We start from the raw sequence: 17,977 nt of genomic DNA on the forward strand, positions 1-17,977 counted from the left end.
ATTTTTTATAAACAACTGCTATGACTGGTTATAATTTTATTCAAAAATCAAGTAAGGTTCTATTTCTTTGAATTTTTCTTCACTTATTCCATAACACTTTTTTAGTATTTTAGCATCTTTAAAACTTCCTCCTAAAGAACGTTTAAAATTTAGGATTGTAGTTGCTTGTTTGTCTGTAAATCCCAATTTCATCCAGTCATCATGATTCAAATTATTCGGATTAAATTTACCTTTAAGTTCTATTTTTTCAACAACCTTTTCTTCAACTTTTGGCTTTTCTGTTTTATATTCTATAATTTCAGGTAAATCAATAAAAGGTTCCATTTCAAGAAATTTTTCATCCGAAATCATATAACATTTTTTCAGTTGCTCTTTAGTTTTAAACTGACCACCCAAAATATTTTTATATTTCAAAATTGCTTCTGCTTGTTTCACAGAAAAACCAATTTTTTGCCAATCATAAACAGCTAAATCATTTGGATTAAATTTTGTATAGTTTATTTTTTGTTTGATTTGTTTAGAAGCTAATTTTTCATCCGCTTTAGACTTTTCTGGTAACAATATAAAAGCTTGCATTTCTGCATACTTTTCATCATCAACTACAAAACATTTCTTAATTTGTTCTTTCGATGTAAATCTTCCACCAACAATTTGCTTATATTTCATAATTACCTCAGCTTGTCTAGGTGAAAAACCAAGCTTTTCCCAACCTTGTTGAGGTAAATCATTTGGATTAAAACTTTTATAAACTATTTTTGATTTTGAAGATGAATTCGTTGCAAAAGTTGATTTTGATTGTTCAGGTAAAAGAATAAACGGTGCTAATTCATTGTATTTTTCTTCATCAATGACATAACATTTTTTGATTTGATCTTTCGAAGTAAATTCACCGCCAACAATTCCTTTATACTTAATAATGACCTCTGCTTGACGTTCAGAAAATCCTAATTCCATCCAATCTTCCGCCGACAAATCATTTGGATTAAATGGTTTTATTGAATCTTGTGTTTTTTTTGCAGAAACAGAATGAAACGCATAATTTTTAGAGACAGTTTTATAAGTTTCCAACAAAGCTTTATCAGCCTCTGTTAACTGATAAGTTTCTTTTTGAATTGAAATATGTTGAAAAATTTCAAACAACAATATCAATACAAATAATAAATACACCCCAAATCGCTGTGATTTATTTAGATAAAAAGTAGATTTTTTTAAATATTTCATTTTGGTTAAAAAAGAAGTGAAATTCAATATATAATCACACACTTACTTTATCTAAAAAAGATATAACCTTCAAATATTTAACAAGTTAAGAAGTATAAATTTAATAATAGGTTTTAAATGTTTGTAAATAAGAAAATTACAAATCAAAAACCGATTTTCGTTTGATAATAAAACAATCTTTAACCCAAAAAAAGAATAACATAATAAAATAACCAACAAACGCTAAACCAAACGTTGCAAAAGTCAAATAAATAAAAATAAAACGCAATTTTGCTACGCGAACACCTAATTTATCTGCAAAACGTGAAATAACATTAAACCATTCTCTTTCTGTAAAATTTCTAATTTTCTCTTTCATTTAACGCAATATCTGTTGTCCAATAGCGCAATTTAAACATTTTTTTTCGGAGCAATATCTTTTTTTGAGTTGAATTAATTGTTGCGAATCTTTTGCTGTTTTATTTTTAAAACCAATTCGTTCAAATTCATCTAAAATAGAATTACGTTCTGCTTCCATTTCTTGTAACAAATCCAAATAAAAATCTATTTCAACTTCATCTTTTTGTCTTTCGAAAGCATATCTAATTGGAATAATTGAATTAATCAACAGATTATTTATTTTATCTTTTGAAAGATTTTTGAGCTGAAATTTTGATTCATTTTTAAACGTATAATGTGTTTCCCAAAAAGAATTCAATTTCAACTTATCAAAAATTTTATAAAATTCTTTCAATTTATTAGGCTGGATAATTACCGAAAATAAACTTTGATAATTCACATAAATCGATGCCAATTGTGCCAATCGAATAGTAGGAAAACCAATTGGTCGCATTTTCGAAAAACGGAACAAACTATTTTCAATCGGCATCAACTGATATTTAGTTCTTAAAAATTGATATTCGTTTTTTAATTGATTAAAATAATCATTTTCAAAACTTTCTTCTAAAAAACCTGCTTGTCCAAAAAATAAAGCTTCAACTTTCAACGAATCAAATTGTATTTTTTGCAATACGTTAAATGGAAAAGATTTTGCCCATAATTCAAACGCTTCAACATTTACTTTCAAACCAAAATTCTTTGCTAAACTTTTAAATAATGATTCTTCCCAATTTGAATTATTACGCTCCAAAATTTGTAAAATATCGTTCGTTTTTTCTTCAAAACGTTCAATTAAGAGTCTTTCAAACCAAAAAGAAAACTGTTTCAAATCAATTGAACTTAACATTTCTTCACAATAAATCTTATCGAATTTTGAATTGATAATATTTTGATAATTAAAAACAATTTCAGGTTTTACAAAATCTTTTAAAATAAGTGTTTGTACATTTCGTTGACGCAAAATATCAACTTCACAATCATGATTCCATACGACATGCAAAATCACATTTTGATAAGTTAAATCATCAGAATGTTGATGAATATTCCAATCAGAAGAATTTACATGCATTTCTACACTACCTATCCAAACTTTATCACCAATGATAATTTCTGCTTCTAAAAAATCTGGACCTGCATGCATATTCAATCTTCCAACCTTAACGATTTCAATGTAATCACCATGAAAAGTTTGTAAGTTTTGGTGCGAAAATTGATTCAATTTCCATACATAATGTAGAAAAACTTCTTTCATAGCCAAAAGATAATCAATTCATTACAATAAATTTCAGAAATAAATACTTAAAAATTAAAAATTAATTAAACGTTTGTTTAACTTTGCGCGTTCAATTTTTAAAAAGATGGAATTAAGTGAAAAGCAAATAGAAATTTTGATGGCTGCTGAAAAAGTTTTTGGTCGACGAGGAATTGATGCTGCAAGTGTTCGTGAAATTGCAAAAGAAGCAAACATTAACATTGCAATGATTAGCTATTATTTTGGATCGAAAGATAAATTGGTCGAAAATCTATTTAGCTGGCGTATTTCGACTTTCAACACCTCTTTAGAATTAATTTCTCAAAATTCGACTTTATCACCTTTCGAAAAACTACAAGAAATTTTGAAAGCATATTTGAATAGAATTCTTGACAAACCAGAATTTCATCGAATAATGGCTAGAGAATACTCAAAAAGTGATTCGATTTTAGAAGTTGATAACAAAATCAACGAATTGAAAATTAAAAACTTAGATTACATCTCTAATATCATTCATGAAGGACATTCAAAAGGAATTTTCAATAGAAAAGCACCTGCAGAAGCTGTTGTTATGGTTGTAATTGGAGGAACATCTTATTTGATTTTGAACGAAAAAACATATATGAAACAATGGGGGTTGTCTACTCATGAAGAGTTTACGACACATATTCACAACGAATATTACCCATATTTAATAGATTCTTTAAAAGCAATTTTACTATACGATGAAAAATAAAATTTTCTTACCGATTTGTTTAGTTGTTGCTACTTTCGCTCATGCGCAAGAAACTAACGTTTCTTTGCAGGAAGTTATTCAACAAAGTTTACAGAACAACAAATCTGTGAAAGTTGCCGAAGCTGCTAAAAATACCAGTGAGTATAAAGTACAAAGCGCTAAAAACAATCGTTTACCAGACATTTCGTTGAGTGGACAATACATGCATTTGTTTACAACAACTAATGTAGACATCAAACTTCCTATGCAATCTTCTGGTGGAGGAATGGGAGTTGAACCAAATCAATTATTATTAGGACAAGCAAGTGCTTCTGTTCCTGTTTTTGCTGGATTTAAAATTAAAAATGCTATTAAAAGTAGTGAATTAATGGTTGATTTATCAAACTTACAAATCGAAGCAACAAAAGAAAATGTGGTTTGGCAAGCGATCAATTTATATTTTGGTCTTTACAAAACACAGCGTTCGATTGATGTATTGAATGAAAACTTAGTTAGAGCAAATCAGCGTGTGAAAGATTTTCAGAACTTTTTGGATAACGGAATTATTGCGCGAAACGATTTGTTGAGAGCTAAACTACAAGCATCGAATGTACAAGTTGCGATTGATGAGGCTGAAACGCAGTACAAAAACATTAATTATCGATTGAATTTATTGACTGGTCAAGACGAAACTAAAATCGTTCATGTTGATAATGTTGAAACCTTGAAAACAATCAATCAAAATACTCAAGATTATGTTAATCGTAGTGATGTAAAATCATATGATGTAAAAAATCAAATAGCAGATAATCAAATCAAAATTGCGAAAGCAGCTTATTATCCACAGATTGCAGTTTCTGCTGGATATGTTGCAATGGATATTGATAAAGTTGCGTCAGTTACAAATGCTACAAACGTTGGCGTTGGTTTAAAATATGATTTGTCTTCTTTGTACAAAAATAAAGCAGAAGTTGAAATTGCAAAAGCTCAGAAATTAGAAAATGAGTTGCAAAAAGAAACAACAATTGATAAAGCTAAAGTTGAAATGAACGAGGCTTTTCAGAAATATGATTTAGCAAAAAAGAAGAATAATGTTTACAAAGAAGCTGTAGAGCAAGCGAACGAAAACTACAGAATTGTAAAAGATAAAAACGAAAACGGATTGGCTGATACAAACGATTTATTAGAAGCGGATGTGCAACAATTACAAGCAAAAATCAATCAAGTTGTTGGAGATGCTGACGAACAATTGGCTATCTACGAATACTATTATACAACAGGAATTTTATTAGAAAACGTACAATAAGACACTCACGATATGGAAGAGAATAATCAAGAAAAGAAAAAAATAAACTCTAAATTTATCATCGTATTAGGAGCTTTAATTATCCTTGGAGGTGGATACGGAATTTATAAATATTTGCACGGACAAGCGCACGAAATAACTGATGATGCACAAGTGGAAGCTAAAATAACACCTGTGATTCCTAAAGTTTCGGGTTATATTCAGAAAATTTTAGTTGAAGATAACCAAATTGTACACAAAGGTGATACGTTGGTTGTTTTAGACGGTTCTGAATTTGCATTGAAATTACAACAATCTCAAGATGCTTTATTACAAGCAGAAGGTCAATTGGGAGTTGCGCATGCGGGCGTTTCTCAAGCTGGTGCAGCAATTGGTGTAACAGAAGCTGGTGCAGTTGCAGCAAATACGACAATCGAAACAGCGCAAGCTAGTGTTAATACAGCACAAGCAAATGTAGAAGCTGCTAAAGTACAAGTTTGGAGAACGAAAAATGATTTTGATCGATACAATAAATTGTATCAAAATCAATCGATCACAAAACAACAATACGAGCAAGCTTTAGCTGCAAAAGAAACTGCAGAAAAACAATTACGAATTGTACAAGAACAATTAGGTGTATCAAGAGCGCAATTAGCTTCTACAGCTAAACAAGCACAAGCTACAGCAAAACAAGTAAACACATCGAAAGCACAAGCTGATGCATCAAAAGCACAAATAAAAGTAGCTGAAGCAGCAATTGGACAAACTAAAACAAACATTGAAAATGCAAAATTATATTTGTCTTACACGTATGTAATCGCTGCTGAAGATGGACAAGTTTCTAAAATTAATTTACAACCAGGTCAATTGGTACAAGCAGGTCAATCTTTATTTAATATTGTAAATACTAACAATATATGGGTTGTTGCAAATTATAAAGAAACACAATTAGAAAAAATTAGAGAAGGTCAAGAAGCTATCATCAAAGTTGATGCTTATCCAAACCACGAATTCAAAGCGAAAGTAACGTCTTTATCTCCAGCAACTGGTGCTAAATTTGCGTTATTACCTCCAGATAATGCGTCTGGTAACTTCGTAAAAACGGTTCAACGTGTTCCTATTAAAATCGAATTTATCGATCAAAAAGATGAAATGTTGAAATTGATTCGTCCAGGAATGAATGTGGAAGCTGATATTCTTTTAAAATCGAATACTTCTGCAAAATAATAACACCTATTCAGAAAAATTATGGAAGAAAATAATTTAGTTGAATATGGTGCAAGACGTGTAATCATCACCATTACCGCCATCATGTGTGCTTTGTTAGAAATTGTAGATACTACAATTGTTAACGTTGCAATGAACGACATGAAAGGTAGTTTGGGTGTCTCTTTAACTGATATTGCGTGGGTGGTAACCGCTTACGCAATTGCCAATGTAATTGTTGTACCGATGACCAGCTGGTTATCACAACAATTTGGTCGACGCAATTATTTTGCAGCGTCCATTATCATCTTTACAGTTGCTTCATTTCTTTGTGGAAATGCAACAACATTGTGGGAAATTATCTTGTTCCGATTTATACAAGGACTTGGTGGTGGAGCTTTATTGGTAACTTCTCAAACCATTATTACAGAAAGTTATCCACCTAATAAACGTGGATTAGCTCAAGCAATTTATGGTATGGGAGTAATTGTAGGTCCTACTCTTGGTCCACCTTTAGGAGGATATATTATTGACAATTGGTCTTGGCCATATATTTTCTACATCAATATTCCGATCGGAATTATTGCTGTTTTATTGACTATGTCGTTTGTAAAAAGTCCTAAATATGCTGAAAAATCTAAATTAAGTCAAGTCGATTTCTTGGGAATTATTTTGTTAGCAATTGCAGTTGGATCATTACAATATGTCTTAGAACATGGACAACAAGATGATTGGTTCTCAGATTCGACAATTGTCATGTTAAGTATTTCGAGTTTCTTCGGATTTATCTTATTTGTTTGGCGAGAATTAGTTTTTGATCATCCAATTGTTAATTTACGTGTATTAAAAGATAGCAACTTAGCTGTAGGTACAATTTTGTCGTTTATTTTAGGATTTGGATTGTATGGATCAACATTTATTATTCCTATTTATACACAATCAATTTTAGGATGGACAGCTACTGATGCAGGTTTATTATTAATTCCTTCATCTTTGATGACCGCATTTATGATGCCAATTATTGCAACAATGTTACAAAAAGGTGTCGAGCCTAAATACTTGGTTGCAGGAGGATTTTTAATCTTTTTCTGTTATAGTTTTTGGTCATACAAAATCTTAACACCAGACACAGGTTCAGAACATTTCTTTTGGCCATTAATTGTTCGTGGAGTTGGATTGGGATTATTATTTGTACCAGTTACCACACTTTCACTTTCGAGTTTGAAAGGACAACAAATTGGTGAAGGAGCTGCCTTTACAGGAATGATGCGTCAGTTGGGAGGATCTTTTGGTATCGCAATTATTACAACATTTATTTCACGTTGGACAGTTGGACATCGTACTGATTTAGTTGCAAATCTTGATACATCAGATTATGATGTACAGAAACATATTCAGAATTTACAAATGAACTTCATTAGCAAAGGTTTTGCTCCAAATGAAGCATTAAATAAAGCCTACAACCTACTCGATTTACAAGTAACGAAACAAGCAACTGTATTAACGTATATGGACGTGTTCTTGTATTTGGGTGTTGTTTTCCTTATCTGTATTCCATTTATCTTGTTCTTTATTAAAAAAGGAGCAGGTAAAGTAATCAGTGCAGGACATTAAAAAAGAATAATTATTTTAATTTTCAGTTTTTTATAAATGTAAAATCCATCTCAATTTGTTGGGATGGATTTTTTTTATTCAATAATTATCGTTTAATAATTTTACACTGTCGGCTCGCTTGTACGACTTGCAGGTAACGTACTATTTCTTGAAGCTTTTACGATCTCGTTCAAATCATGGTACAATTTTGTCCAATCTGGTACATTTTTCATTGCTGTAATAAAATTAAGGTAAGATCGTAAGACTTGTTCCAATTCTTTTCGAGTAGATGTTGCACTGGCAATTTGGCGCAAATCTGCATTTGCTTCTGCTTGTTGTGCAAATAATACCTCGAAATCTGTATGCTTTGTTTTTAGTTCAGCAAAAGCCGTTTCAAGCGCTAAATTTGTAATACGTTGCGTATTTTCTGGCTTTTCTAATTCTTCAATTAACTTCTTCAATTGTGCTGTTTCGGCAGAATAACTCAATCTGTCCAAATCTAATCCAAACGTTTGGAAAACTTTGTACAAAGCTTCCGCATCTTGGTAGTTAGCGACAGATGTCAATTTACGATAACCATTCAGAAAAGCCTTCATGTTACTAAAAGCCAAATCTCGCTCTTTATCTGCTGTCGCTACCTCTTTTCCTTTTCCACTGTAAGTCAACTTTGCGTATACCGTATCGTAGTTTTGATAACTCGCAATAAGCGACAACAGCAAAGGGTGATTCTCTACAATGGTATAATTTCCAGTTTGAGAAGAGTTGATAATTCGCTGTGCTAATGTCGCCAGATTTTTTGTAGATAATTTTTGTAAATTAATTTTCATAATAGGTAGATTAAGTGTTTTTAATTCATTTAATATTAATACATTATAAATATAATCAATATATTATTAATCAATATATCCTTACAGACATTACAAACAGATTTATTTTAGAGTAATGTAATCTTACATTTATTATAAACAGACTTGTTTTAGACTAATGTAATCTTACGTTTATTACAAACAGACTTGTTTTAGATTAACGTAATCTTACATTTATTACAAACAGACTTGTTTTAGACTAACGTAATCTTACGTTTATTACAAAAGCACTTGTTTTAGAGTAATGTAAACTTACGTTTATTATAAACAGACTTGTTTTAGATTAACGTAATCTTACATTTATTACAAACAGACTTGTTTTAGACTAACGTAATCTTACGTTTATTACAAAAGCACTTGTTTTAGAGTAATGTAAACTTACGTTTATTATAAACAGACTTGTTTTTAATAAAATCTTCTCAGTGGAGATTGGAAACATCCTGTTTTGAATGAAATCATTATTTAATCCAAACTATTTTTTAGTAAATAGGTTATTTAAAAATAATTATATTAGCGAGTGATTAAACGAAGTAAAACTATTTTTTGTTTCTTGTAAAAATAATTTTAAGTGCAAGCTCATAAAAGATCATATAAAAATGAAGAAGGAAGAAATTACCAATGAAGATATTAATCAATTACTGAATGAAAAATTAGGTGTTAAATATTGGGAATTTCAATTAGGTGTGGGATTACAATATGAATATGTCCATTCAAATATCAAATTTACTGCACCTTATCCGGAAATGGGTAAAGAACTTTGGAAAGCGTTTAAATTTGAAATTTATGAATTGTTGTGTGACAGAAATAATAAAACTCCACAAGATTGGGTAGAGGAATTAGTTAATGGTGATATTCGAAATTTGATTGTTGGTATTACTTCAGCAATAACTTCAAAATATGATATTACATTAGGAATTGCCATTCCAGTTGCTGCATTGGTTATTAAAAGTAATATTTTACTTTATTGCAACAATACTCCTAAAAAACCTAAAAAAAGTGTTTTAAAAATACTTGAAGATAAAAAGGAAAAAAAATAAAAGCCAGCGGCTAACCTAATTTGGAAAATATAGGTTTTATACTAAAGTAGCAATCCTTGTCAAGATTCAAAACCTTGACAAGGATTTTTTATTATTTCAATTCGTTTTTCAAGAATTTTCCTGTTACGCTTTTCGGATTCTTCACAATTTCTTCTGGCGTACCTTCGGCGACAATTTTTCCACCTTTTCCTCCTCCATCAGGACCGATATCAATCACATAATCGGCTAATTTTATCACATCTAAATTATGCTCGATAATGATGACTGTATTTCCAAATTCAACAATTTTATTGATGACTTTCATCAACACATTTACATCTTCAAAATGCAAACCTGTTGTTGGTTCATCTAAAATATAAATTGTTTTACCAGTTTGTTTTTTCGCTAATTCTGTTGCCAATTTTACACGTTGCGCTTCTCCTCCACTCAAAGTTGTCGATTGTTGTCCAAGTGTAATATAACCTAAACCAACATCTTGCAACATTTTGACATAACGATAAATTTTCGGAATAGCTTCAAAGAATTCTACTGCTTCGTTTACCGTCATTTCTAACACATCCGAAATCGACTTTCCTTTGTAACGAACTTCTAACGTTTCGCGGTTAAATCGTTTTCCATTACATGTTTCACATTCGACATGAATATCAGGTAAAAAATTCATCTCTATTACACGCAAACCTGCTCCTTGACACGTTTCACAACGACCTCCTTTTACATTAAATGAAAAACGTCCAGGTTTATAACCTCTAATTTTAGCTTCTGGTAAATTTGTAAATAACGAACGAATATCAGAAAAAATTCCTGTATATGTTGCAGGATTAGAACGAGGCGTACGACCAATTGGCGATTGATCCACTTCGATTACTTTATCTAAATGTTCTAAACCTTCAATTTTTTTATAAGGCATCGGATCTTTTTCTGCACGGAAAAAGTGTTGATTTAAAATTCGGTAAAGTGTTTCATTTATCAATGTAGATTTTCCACTTCCTGAAACTCCCGAAACCACAACCAATTCACCTAAAGGAATGGTAAGATTTACATTTTTAAGATTATTTCCTGAAGCGCCAAAAAGTTTCAGTTCGTTTCCATTACCTTTTCGACGTTCTTTTGGAACTTCTATTTGTAACTGATTATTCAGATATTTTGAGGTTAATGTATTTGATTTTAACATTTGTTCTGGCTCACCTTCCCAAACAATTTGACCTCCATTTTTTCCTGCCTTTGGACCTACATCAACCACATAATCAGCTTCTAAAATCATGTCTTTATCGTGTTCTACGACCAAAACAGAATTTCCAATATCACGCAATTTTTTTAACGAATCAATCAAACGTACATTATCACGCTGATGCAAACCAATACTCGGTTCATCTAAAATATACAGGACATTTACTAACTGAGAACCGATTTGAGTTGCTAAACGAATTCGTTGCGCTTCTCCTCCTGAAAGGGTTTTTGACGAACGATTCAAACTCAAATAATCCAATCCGACATCTAATAAAAATGACAAACGTGTATAAATTTCTTTCAGAATTTCGTGCGCAATTTGCTGTTGATTTGCTGTCATCGAAACAGGTGCTTCTTCAATCCATTTTTGCAACGATTTGAGATCCATTTCGGCAACATCACCAATATTTTTATCATCAATACGAAAGAAAAGAGATTCTTTTTTAAGACGTTTTCCTTCGCAAGTTGGACAAATTACTTTTTTCCCAAACTTTTTGCTGATCGAATTTGAAGAAGGATTATTCTTATCCTCCATGATTTCGGTAAGAAATTCATTTAATCCCTCAAAATCTATTTTATATGTTTTTTTGACTGATGCAAACTTCAAATCGACGTTTAAGGTTTCTTTCAATCCATTCAATACATCGTCAATTAATTCTTTCGGTAATTTTTTGAAAGCTGTTTTTTGATCGACATTATATTTTACAAAAATTGCTTCGATTTGCTTTTCTATTCGAGTAGAAGTTTTCAACGCTTCGAATAATTCTTCTAAATTATCAAATAATGATTTGTCTTTATCTTGAAATATTTTATCGTGATTGACAACTTTTAATTCTCCTAAACCTGTACACGTTGGACAAGCTCCTTTTGGTGAATTAAATGAAAATGTGTTAGGCTCTGGCAAAGCATACGAAACGCCTGTCGTTGCACACATTAATGAACGAGAAAAGAACCGAGATTCGTTTGTTTCGTAATCCAAAACCATTGTAATTCCGTTTCCTTGCTGCATCGCCTGATCGATACTTGAACGTAATCGTTGATCGTTGACTTTATCATTTAAAATCATTTTATCTACTAACAATTCGATATCATGCGTTTTGTAACGATCTAACATCATACCTGGTGCAATATCTTGTAATTCGCCATCAATGCGCATTTCTAGGAAACCTTTTTTAGAATACGTCACAAAAATTTCGCGATAATGACCTTTTCGAGAGCGAACTATTGGAGCAAGAATGGCTATTTTTTTACCTTCGTATTGCTCACGAATCAATTCTATAATTTGATCATCAGAATACGCCACCATTTTTTCATTTGTTTCAACTGAATAAGCTGTAGATGCACGCGCATACAACAAACGAAGAAAGTCATAAATTTCGGTAATTGTTCCTACCGTAGAACGTGGATTTTTATTGGTTGTTTTTTGCTCAATCGCAATTACAGGGGATAAACCGTCGATTTTATCAACATCTGGACGTTCTAAACCTCCCAAAAATTGACGTGCATAAGCCGAAAAAGTTTCGATATAACGACGTTGACCTTCTGCATAAATCGTGTCAAAAGCCAGCGAAGATTTTCCACTACCACTCAATCCTGTGATGACCACAAGCTCGTTGCGAGGAATCTTTACATCAATATTTTTCAGATTATGTTCACGTGCACCGTAAACTTCAATAAAATCTTTGTCCATGTTCGTTTGTAAGAAGTTGCAAAAATACAAAAAAAGCCACATTTCTGTGGCTTAGTCTATTTTAAAAATTGTTAATTCTTTCTAATTTATTATTTTACAATCGGTATATAAATACGCGACATCAATTTTAAACTATCTGTTTCTTTCGGATCGTTCAACATGACTTCTAATTGTCTTTCTCCTAATTTTATTTTTTTAGATTGAGCATAATTTTTCATTTTTGTAATGGTTTGATTACGTTTTGATCGAGGTCCGATGTGCAAGGTTAATAAATAATCGCCACCAGGAACTACTACTTTTTGCATTCCTTTCTGCAAAGGTAAATCTTCAATTAATTGAATTCCTGAGAAAAAAGTAACTTGATCTTTTTCCTTATTAAATTCAGTAAAATAGATATAAGGAAATCCTAAATCAAAATCAAAACCACCTTCTTCCTTGTTTATCAAAGATTTATAAATCACTTCAAAAGATTCATCTACCTTTTCCATGATAACATTATCTGCAATCTTCGTTTGCTTTTTGATTGCTAACAGATTAGTTCTATCAAAGGGAGTTATACGAAACTCTCCGTAGTTTAATCTACCTTCTTTTTTATCTTTATCTAAGCGAATTTTTACACGTTGACTTAAATTATCTAAAGATTCTTGAAACTTAGATTCTGGATTTTTGAAATAAGCAAAATAACGATAGAAATAAGGAATATCTTGACTCAAGTAATTCACTTTTGCAATAGTTTTACCATTTTCACTTTGGTCAAACTTTACATTTAAACTATCTAATTTTTCCCAACCGTCATATTTAATTGTATAATCAACAAAACGATTAACCGCAAAATTTTCAATTTTTACTTTTCCTGACGCAATTGCTGCATCTTCAGAATCCCAAGTCATCGAAATTTCATCATCTTCTTGTGTATTCGTAAATTTTTTGACGGTTAAAGTATCTGCAGCAGTAAATTTTTCCCATTTAGAAAATTGTCGAAGATTATAGAATTCGTCATAAACCAATCCTACAGGAGCATCAAACTCATATTCGATTTCTTCATCAAACCGATTTGGTAGTACGATTGGCAACAAGGCGATAATCGCAATAACAATTACTAAAAAAAGATTTATTTGTTTCATTTACAAAATTGAAAGTACAAAAATAGAAATACTTTATAGCACTCGTAATATTAATCTCAATTAATGTGTTAAAAATACTATATTTGATTTAAATAAATTTAAACTTATGGACTTTACAAATTTAATTCAAGGAGCTATTGGGCAACAAGTTGTTGGTGCTGCTGCAAAACAATTAGGGATTAACGAATCGCAAGCACAATCAGCAGTTGCTGCTGCAGTTCCTTTTTTATTATCTGCTTTAAATAAAAATGCACAAAGTGGAGGTGCAGAAGGAATCTCGAATGCTTTAAATCAACATGATGGAAGTATATTAGATAATCTTTCTGGATTTTTAGGTCAAGGTGGTAATCAGCAAGATGGTTTAGGAATTTTAGGACATGTTTTGGGAAATAAACAACAAAATGTAGAGTCTGCTATTTCACAACAATCTGGTTTAAATATGGGACAAGTAACGCAAATTTTAGCTTTAGTTGCGCCAATTGTAATGGGCTATTTAGGAAAACAAAAACAATCTGAAGGTTTAGATTCTAATGGTATTGCAGGATTATTAGGAGGTTTAGTTGGAGGAACATCTACACAAGCAAATCAAGGTGGAGTTAATTTAGGCGGATTTGAAAAATTATTAGATCAAGACGGAGACGGACAATTAGGATTAAGTGATGCAATGGGATTATTAGGAGGATTTTTCAAAAAATAACTCATTTTTCAAAACGTATAAAAATACAAAATTTATCAAGCAGGAAATTTTCCTGCTTTTTTTGTTGTTAAAATTATGAAGTTGACAAATTACAACGTTTGAAATTTATCAACTTCATAAATATTAAAAATTTTAATTAAAATAAGTGTAATAAAATTTTACAATAATTATATTTTTATCAATAATTAAACACAAAAACAATGGATACTTTATTTTACACAGAAAACTTTATTCAATCTATCAAATCGAAAAATCCTAATGAAAAAGAATTTCTACAAGCTGTAGAAGAAGTATCTGAAACAATTCTACCATTTGTAGAAGAAAATCCAAAATATAAAAAATTTAAAATCCTCGAACGAATTACAGAACCTGAACGAATTATTCAATTCCGTGTAACGTGGGTTGATGACAACGGTGAAATACAAATCAATAAAGGGTATCGTGTACAAATGAATTCTGCAATTGGCCCATATAAAGGAGGTTTACGTTTTCATCCAACTGTTAATTTATCGATTCTAAAATTCTTAGCTTTTGAACAAGTTTTCAAAAATAGTTTGACAACATTACCAATGGGTGGTGGAAAAGGCGGTTCTGATTTTGATCCAAAAGGAAAATCTGATATGGAAATCATGCGTTTTTGTCAATCTTTTATGACCGAATTATCACGTCATATTGGAGCAGATGTAGATGTTCCAGCAGGTGATATTGGAGTTGGAGCAAGAGAAATTGGGTATATGTTTGGACAATACAAACGTATAAGAAATGAATTTACTGGAGTATTAACGGGAAAAGGATTAGATTATGGTGGTTCTTTGATTCGACCAGAAGCAACAGGATATGGTTTACTTTATTTTGTAGAATGTATGTTAGCCGAAAAAGGTGAAAAATTGAGTGGAAAAGTTGTTTCCATTTCTGGTTCGGGTAATGTTGCCCAATATGCAGCAGAAAAATCTATAGAAATGGGAGCAAAAGTAGTTACATTCTCTGATTCATCAGGTTATATATATGATGAAGATGGTTTTGATTATGAAAAACTAAACGTTATTTTCAAAATTAAAAACGAAGATTATGATCGTATTTCGACTTATATAGATTATTATCCTCATGCAAAATTTTATCCTAACCAAAATCCTTGGAAAGTGCCATGTGATATCGCTTTACCTTGTGCAACAGAAAATGAATTGAATATACATGATGCTCAGACTTTACATTTGAATGGATGTATGTTGGTTGCAGAAGGTGCAAATATGCCAACAACTCCCGATGCTGTACATTATTTCTTAGATCATCAAATTTTATATGGACCAGGAAAAGCTGCAAATGCAGGTGGTGTTGCGACTTCTGGATTAGAAATGTCTCAAAATTCTATTCGTCAAAATTGGCACCGAGAAAAAGTTGATTATCGATTAAAAGAAATCATGATCAAAATTCATCATCAGTGTAAAAAATATGGAAAAGAACCGAATCAACACAATATAAATTATTATAAAGGAGCAAATATTGCAGGTTTCGTAAAAGTAGCTGATGCCATGATTGCCCAAGGAATTTAAGTACTAATCTTACTATAAAATTCAGTTTCCAAACTGAATTCGAATTCAATTGTTTGTTATTAAAGCCGAGTTTTCTCGGCTTTTAATTTAAAGGTAAATCTATTTTAAAACCAATTCCACGAACCGATTCAAATTTTATATTCTTATCAAACTGAAAATATTTGCGTAAACGAGTCATAAAAACATCTAAACTTCGTCCCATAAAATAATCATTTTCTCCCCAAATGGTTTCTAAAATTTCTTTTCGTGTGACTAATTTTTGATTATGTTGAGTAAAATAATACAACAAATCCGTTTCTTTTTCTGTGAGTTGAAATACTTCATCTTCGAAGACTAAAGTCATTTGATTTCGCTTAAAAATATACATTCCAATTGGGATAATTTCTTCTAAAACGGACTGATTTCTTTTCAGAATATTTTTGATTCTCAGAACCAATTCTTCCGGATCACAAGGCTTTGTAATGTAATCATCAGCACCCAATTTTAAACCTAAAACTCGATCAAAACTTTGTGCTTTTGCAGTTAAAAATAAATAAGGAACCGAAAATTTTTCAGACAACTTTTTTGCTAAAGAAAACCCATCAATTTCGGGTAACATGACATCTAAAATAATTAATTGAGTTGAAGATATAATCGACAAATCATTCAATAATTTTTGTGGATGATTAAACCAAGTTACTTCAAAGTCAGAAAATTGAAGATATTGCGTCAAAACTGTTCCCAAATCTTGATCATCTTCTACCAAAATCAATTTAGTTTTCATCCAGAATTTGTATTATAAATTCGACACCTTTTTCTTTGTTATTATCTACTTTAATTGTTCCAAAATAGCGATCAACAATCGTTTTTACGAGATACAAACCAATTCCTAAACCATTTACATTTTGATTTATCGAACGATCGACACGAAAATATTTATCAAAAATAAAAGGTAAATCATTCGTCGGAATTCCTATTCCATTGTCAGAAAATGAAAGAATTATTTCGTGTTGAAAATTAAAGTTCAAGTCAATTTTAGTTGCACCATATTTGATAGAATTTTCAATTAAATTCTGAAAGATTTGCTGAAAGTCTTTCGTTTGTAATCTTCTGTTCTTTTCAAAAAATATTTGATGCGTAATTTTAATTGTAGGAAATTGTAGCTTTGCTTTCTGAATAATTTCACTTAAAATTATTTCCCCCAACAACTCATTATTTTCATCATTTTTCACAAAAATAGAATCAACCGTATTTTCTAAACGATTAATTTGTCGTTTCATCATTTCTTTTGTTTCTTGATGTTCAACTTGATGTAACACAAATTTCATCGTCGTTATTGGTGTATTCAATTCATGTGCAATAGAGTCTATTGTTAGATGTAATTGATTGATTTTCTCTTCTTGTTTTGACAAATTTTGAATAGATTTCCAGTATAAAAAAACTATTAATGCAACAATCAATAAACTCACCACAACCAAAGGAATTATTTTCTTTAGAATTAGAAATCTAAGGTTTAATAATTCATAATCAGTTTGTGATTTTATTTTGTATTTATGTCGCTCACTTTTATCAATCCCTGAATCAGAATCTTTTTGATTACTTATATCATCCGACGACCAAACACTTTGATTAATTGATTTTGGATGAATTATTTTTGTGGATGAACGATACATTATCAATGGTTTATTTGGTAATAATTCTTTATGATTGATTTCATCATAAACTGAATAAATATCCATTTTTAACGCAATTTGATAATCTTTTTCTTTGGAGTAAAAATCAATCAACGAATCTACTTTTGATGTAAACACCTGATGATTATTATTGATATTCAAACGAATAACGTTTAATTCATCAAATTGTTTGTCTTTTTCGTGTGATAACTTCTTAAAACTATTAATTAAATTATCTTCATCTATTACTTTCTGAAATTTGTTCATCTCATCCGAAACTTTCAAAGCAATTTCAGAAGCTTCTTTATTCATATCTTTTTCTACTAAACGATACGAATTGTAAATGTAATAAGCCTGTAAAGCGACCAAAATCAACAATACAAAAGAAAATAAAATTGAATAATATTTTTTAGAAAGATTCATATTCAAAAATACATTGTTTTTCATCACAAAACACAGATTAACGCATCGTTAACCGTTCATT

The 17,977-nt window shown here is 30.7% G+C and carries 15 protein-coding genes; 7 read left to right on the forward strand and 8 right to left on the reverse strand.

Going from position 1 to position 17,977, the window contains the following annotated elements; genetic code table 11:
* Positions 1–36 precede the first annotated feature (36 nt).
* From AC2I98_RS07535 to AC2I98_RS07545, 3 genes are all read right to left on the reverse strand, one after another.
* Positions 37–1,221 (reverse strand): helix-hairpin-helix domain-containing protein, encoded by a 1,185-nt coding sequence (locus AC2I98_RS07535; RefSeq protein WP_486413974.1) that lies wholly within the window; start codon positions 1,219–1,221, stop codon positions 37–39.
* A gap of 136 nt (positions 1,222–1,357) precedes the next feature.
* Entirely contained in the window at positions 1,358–1,579 is a 222-nt protein-coding gene (locus AC2I98_RS07540; RefSeq protein WP_486413975.1) for a PspC family transcriptional regulator, read from the reverse strand.
* Positions 1,580–2,851, reverse strand: coding sequence for a DUF2851 family protein (locus AC2I98_RS07545; RefSeq protein WP_486413976.1), 1,272 nt, complete (start codon positions 2,849–2,851; stop codon positions 1,580–1,582).
* A gap of 106 nt (positions 2,852–2,957) precedes the next feature.
* On the opposite strand from AC2I98_RS07545, the gene AC2I98_RS07550 reads away from it, so the two are divergent.
* The 4 genes from AC2I98_RS07550 to AC2I98_RS07565 are packed head-to-tail and all read left to right on the forward strand — an operon-like array spanning position 2,958 to position 7,671.
* Positions 2,958–3,587 (forward strand): TetR/AcrR family transcriptional regulator, encoded by a 630-nt coding sequence (locus AC2I98_RS07550; RefSeq protein WP_486413977.1) that lies wholly within the window; start codon positions 2,958–2,960, stop codon positions 3,585–3,587.
* Complete coding sequence (locus AC2I98_RS07555) at positions 3,577–4,872, forward strand: TolC family protein (RefSeq protein WP_486413978.1); 1,296 nt, start codon at positions 3,577–3,579, stop codon at positions 4,870–4,872. Before AC2I98_RS07550 ends, AC2I98_RS07555 begins: the two co-directional genes overlap by 11 nt.
* A 12-nt stretch (positions 4,873–4,884) precedes the next feature.
* On the forward strand, positions 4,885–6,078 hold the full coding sequence (locus tag AC2I98_RS07560; RefSeq protein WP_486413979.1) for an HlyD family secretion protein: 1,194 nt from the start codon (positions 4,885–4,887) through the stop codon (positions 6,076–6,078).
* Between the two features lie 21 nt (positions 6,079–6,099).
* Positions 6,100–7,671 (forward strand): DHA2 family efflux MFS transporter permease subunit, encoded by a 1,572-nt coding sequence (locus tag AC2I98_RS07565; protein ID WP_486413980.1) that lies wholly within the window; start codon positions 6,100–6,102, stop codon positions 7,669–7,671.
* A gap of 101 nt (positions 7,672–7,772) precedes the next feature.
* On the opposite strand, the gene AC2I98_RS07570 is transcribed toward AC2I98_RS07565, so the two are convergent.
* Positions 7,773–8,477: a DUF6261 family protein gene (locus AC2I98_RS07570; protein ID WP_486413981.1), complete on the reverse strand. Its 705-nt coding sequence runs from the start codon at positions 8,475–8,477 to the stop codon at positions 7,773–7,775.
* Between the two features lie 635 nt (positions 8,478–9,112).
* Here AC2I98_RS07570 and AC2I98_RS07575 point away from each other — a divergent pair.
* Positions 9,113–9,553 (forward strand): hypothetical protein, encoded by a 441-nt coding sequence (locus AC2I98_RS07575; RefSeq protein ID WP_486413982.1) that lies wholly within the window; start codon positions 9,113–9,115, stop codon positions 9,551–9,553.
* Between the two features lie 91 nt (positions 9,554–9,644).
* Here the strand turns inward: AC2I98_RS07575 and uvrA are convergent, their stop codons facing one another.
* Both uvrA and AC2I98_RS07585 read right to left on the reverse strand, forming a co-directional pair.
* Positions 9,645–12,470 (reverse strand): excinuclease ABC subunit UvrA, encoded by a 2,826-nt coding sequence (gene uvrA / locus AC2I98_RS07580; protein ID WP_486413983.1) that lies wholly within the window; start codon positions 12,468–12,470, stop codon positions 9,645–9,647.
* Between the two features lie 89 nt (positions 12,471–12,559).
* On the reverse strand, positions 12,560–13,594 hold the full coding sequence (locus tag AC2I98_RS07585; RefSeq protein WP_486413984.1) for a GyrI-like domain-containing protein: 1,035 nt from the start codon (positions 13,592–13,594) through the stop codon (positions 12,560–12,562).
* 106 nt (positions 13,595–13,700) lie between these two features.
* Between AC2I98_RS07585 and AC2I98_RS07590 the strand changes: the two genes are divergently transcribed.
* Together AC2I98_RS07590 and gdhA are read left to right on the forward strand one after the other, a co-directional pair.
* Complete coding sequence (locus AC2I98_RS07590) at positions 13,701–14,291, forward strand: DUF937 domain-containing protein (RefSeq protein ID WP_486413985.1); 591 nt, start codon at positions 13,701–13,703, stop codon at positions 14,289–14,291.
* Positions 14,292–14,491: 200 nt separating this feature from the next.
* Positions 14,492–15,841 carry an NADP-specific glutamate dehydrogenase gene (gene gdhA / locus AC2I98_RS07595; protein ID WP_486413986.1) on the forward strand — a complete coding sequence of 450 codons (1,350 nt, stop codon included), beginning with the start codon at positions 14,492–14,494 and terminating at the stop codon, positions 15,839–15,841.
* 82 nt (positions 15,842–15,923) lie between these two features.
* On the opposite strand, the gene AC2I98_RS07600 is transcribed toward gdhA, so the two are convergent.
* Together AC2I98_RS07600 and AC2I98_RS07605 are read right to left on the reverse strand one after the other, a co-directional pair.
* Positions 15,924–16,604, reverse strand: a complete 681-nt coding sequence (locus tag AC2I98_RS07600) for a response regulator transcription factor (protein WP_486413987.1) — start codon at positions 16,602–16,604, stop codon at positions 15,924–15,926.
* Complete coding sequence (locus AC2I98_RS07605) at positions 16,594–17,940, reverse strand: sensor histidine kinase (protein ID WP_486413988.1); 1,347 nt, start codon at positions 17,938–17,940, stop codon at positions 16,594–16,596. The genes AC2I98_RS07600 and AC2I98_RS07605 overlap by 11 nt, the downstream gene beginning before the upstream one ends.
* Positions 17,941–17,977: the final 37 nt, after the last annotated feature.

This window comes from Empedobacter sp. EJD.6dd (genome assembly GCF_057369435.1).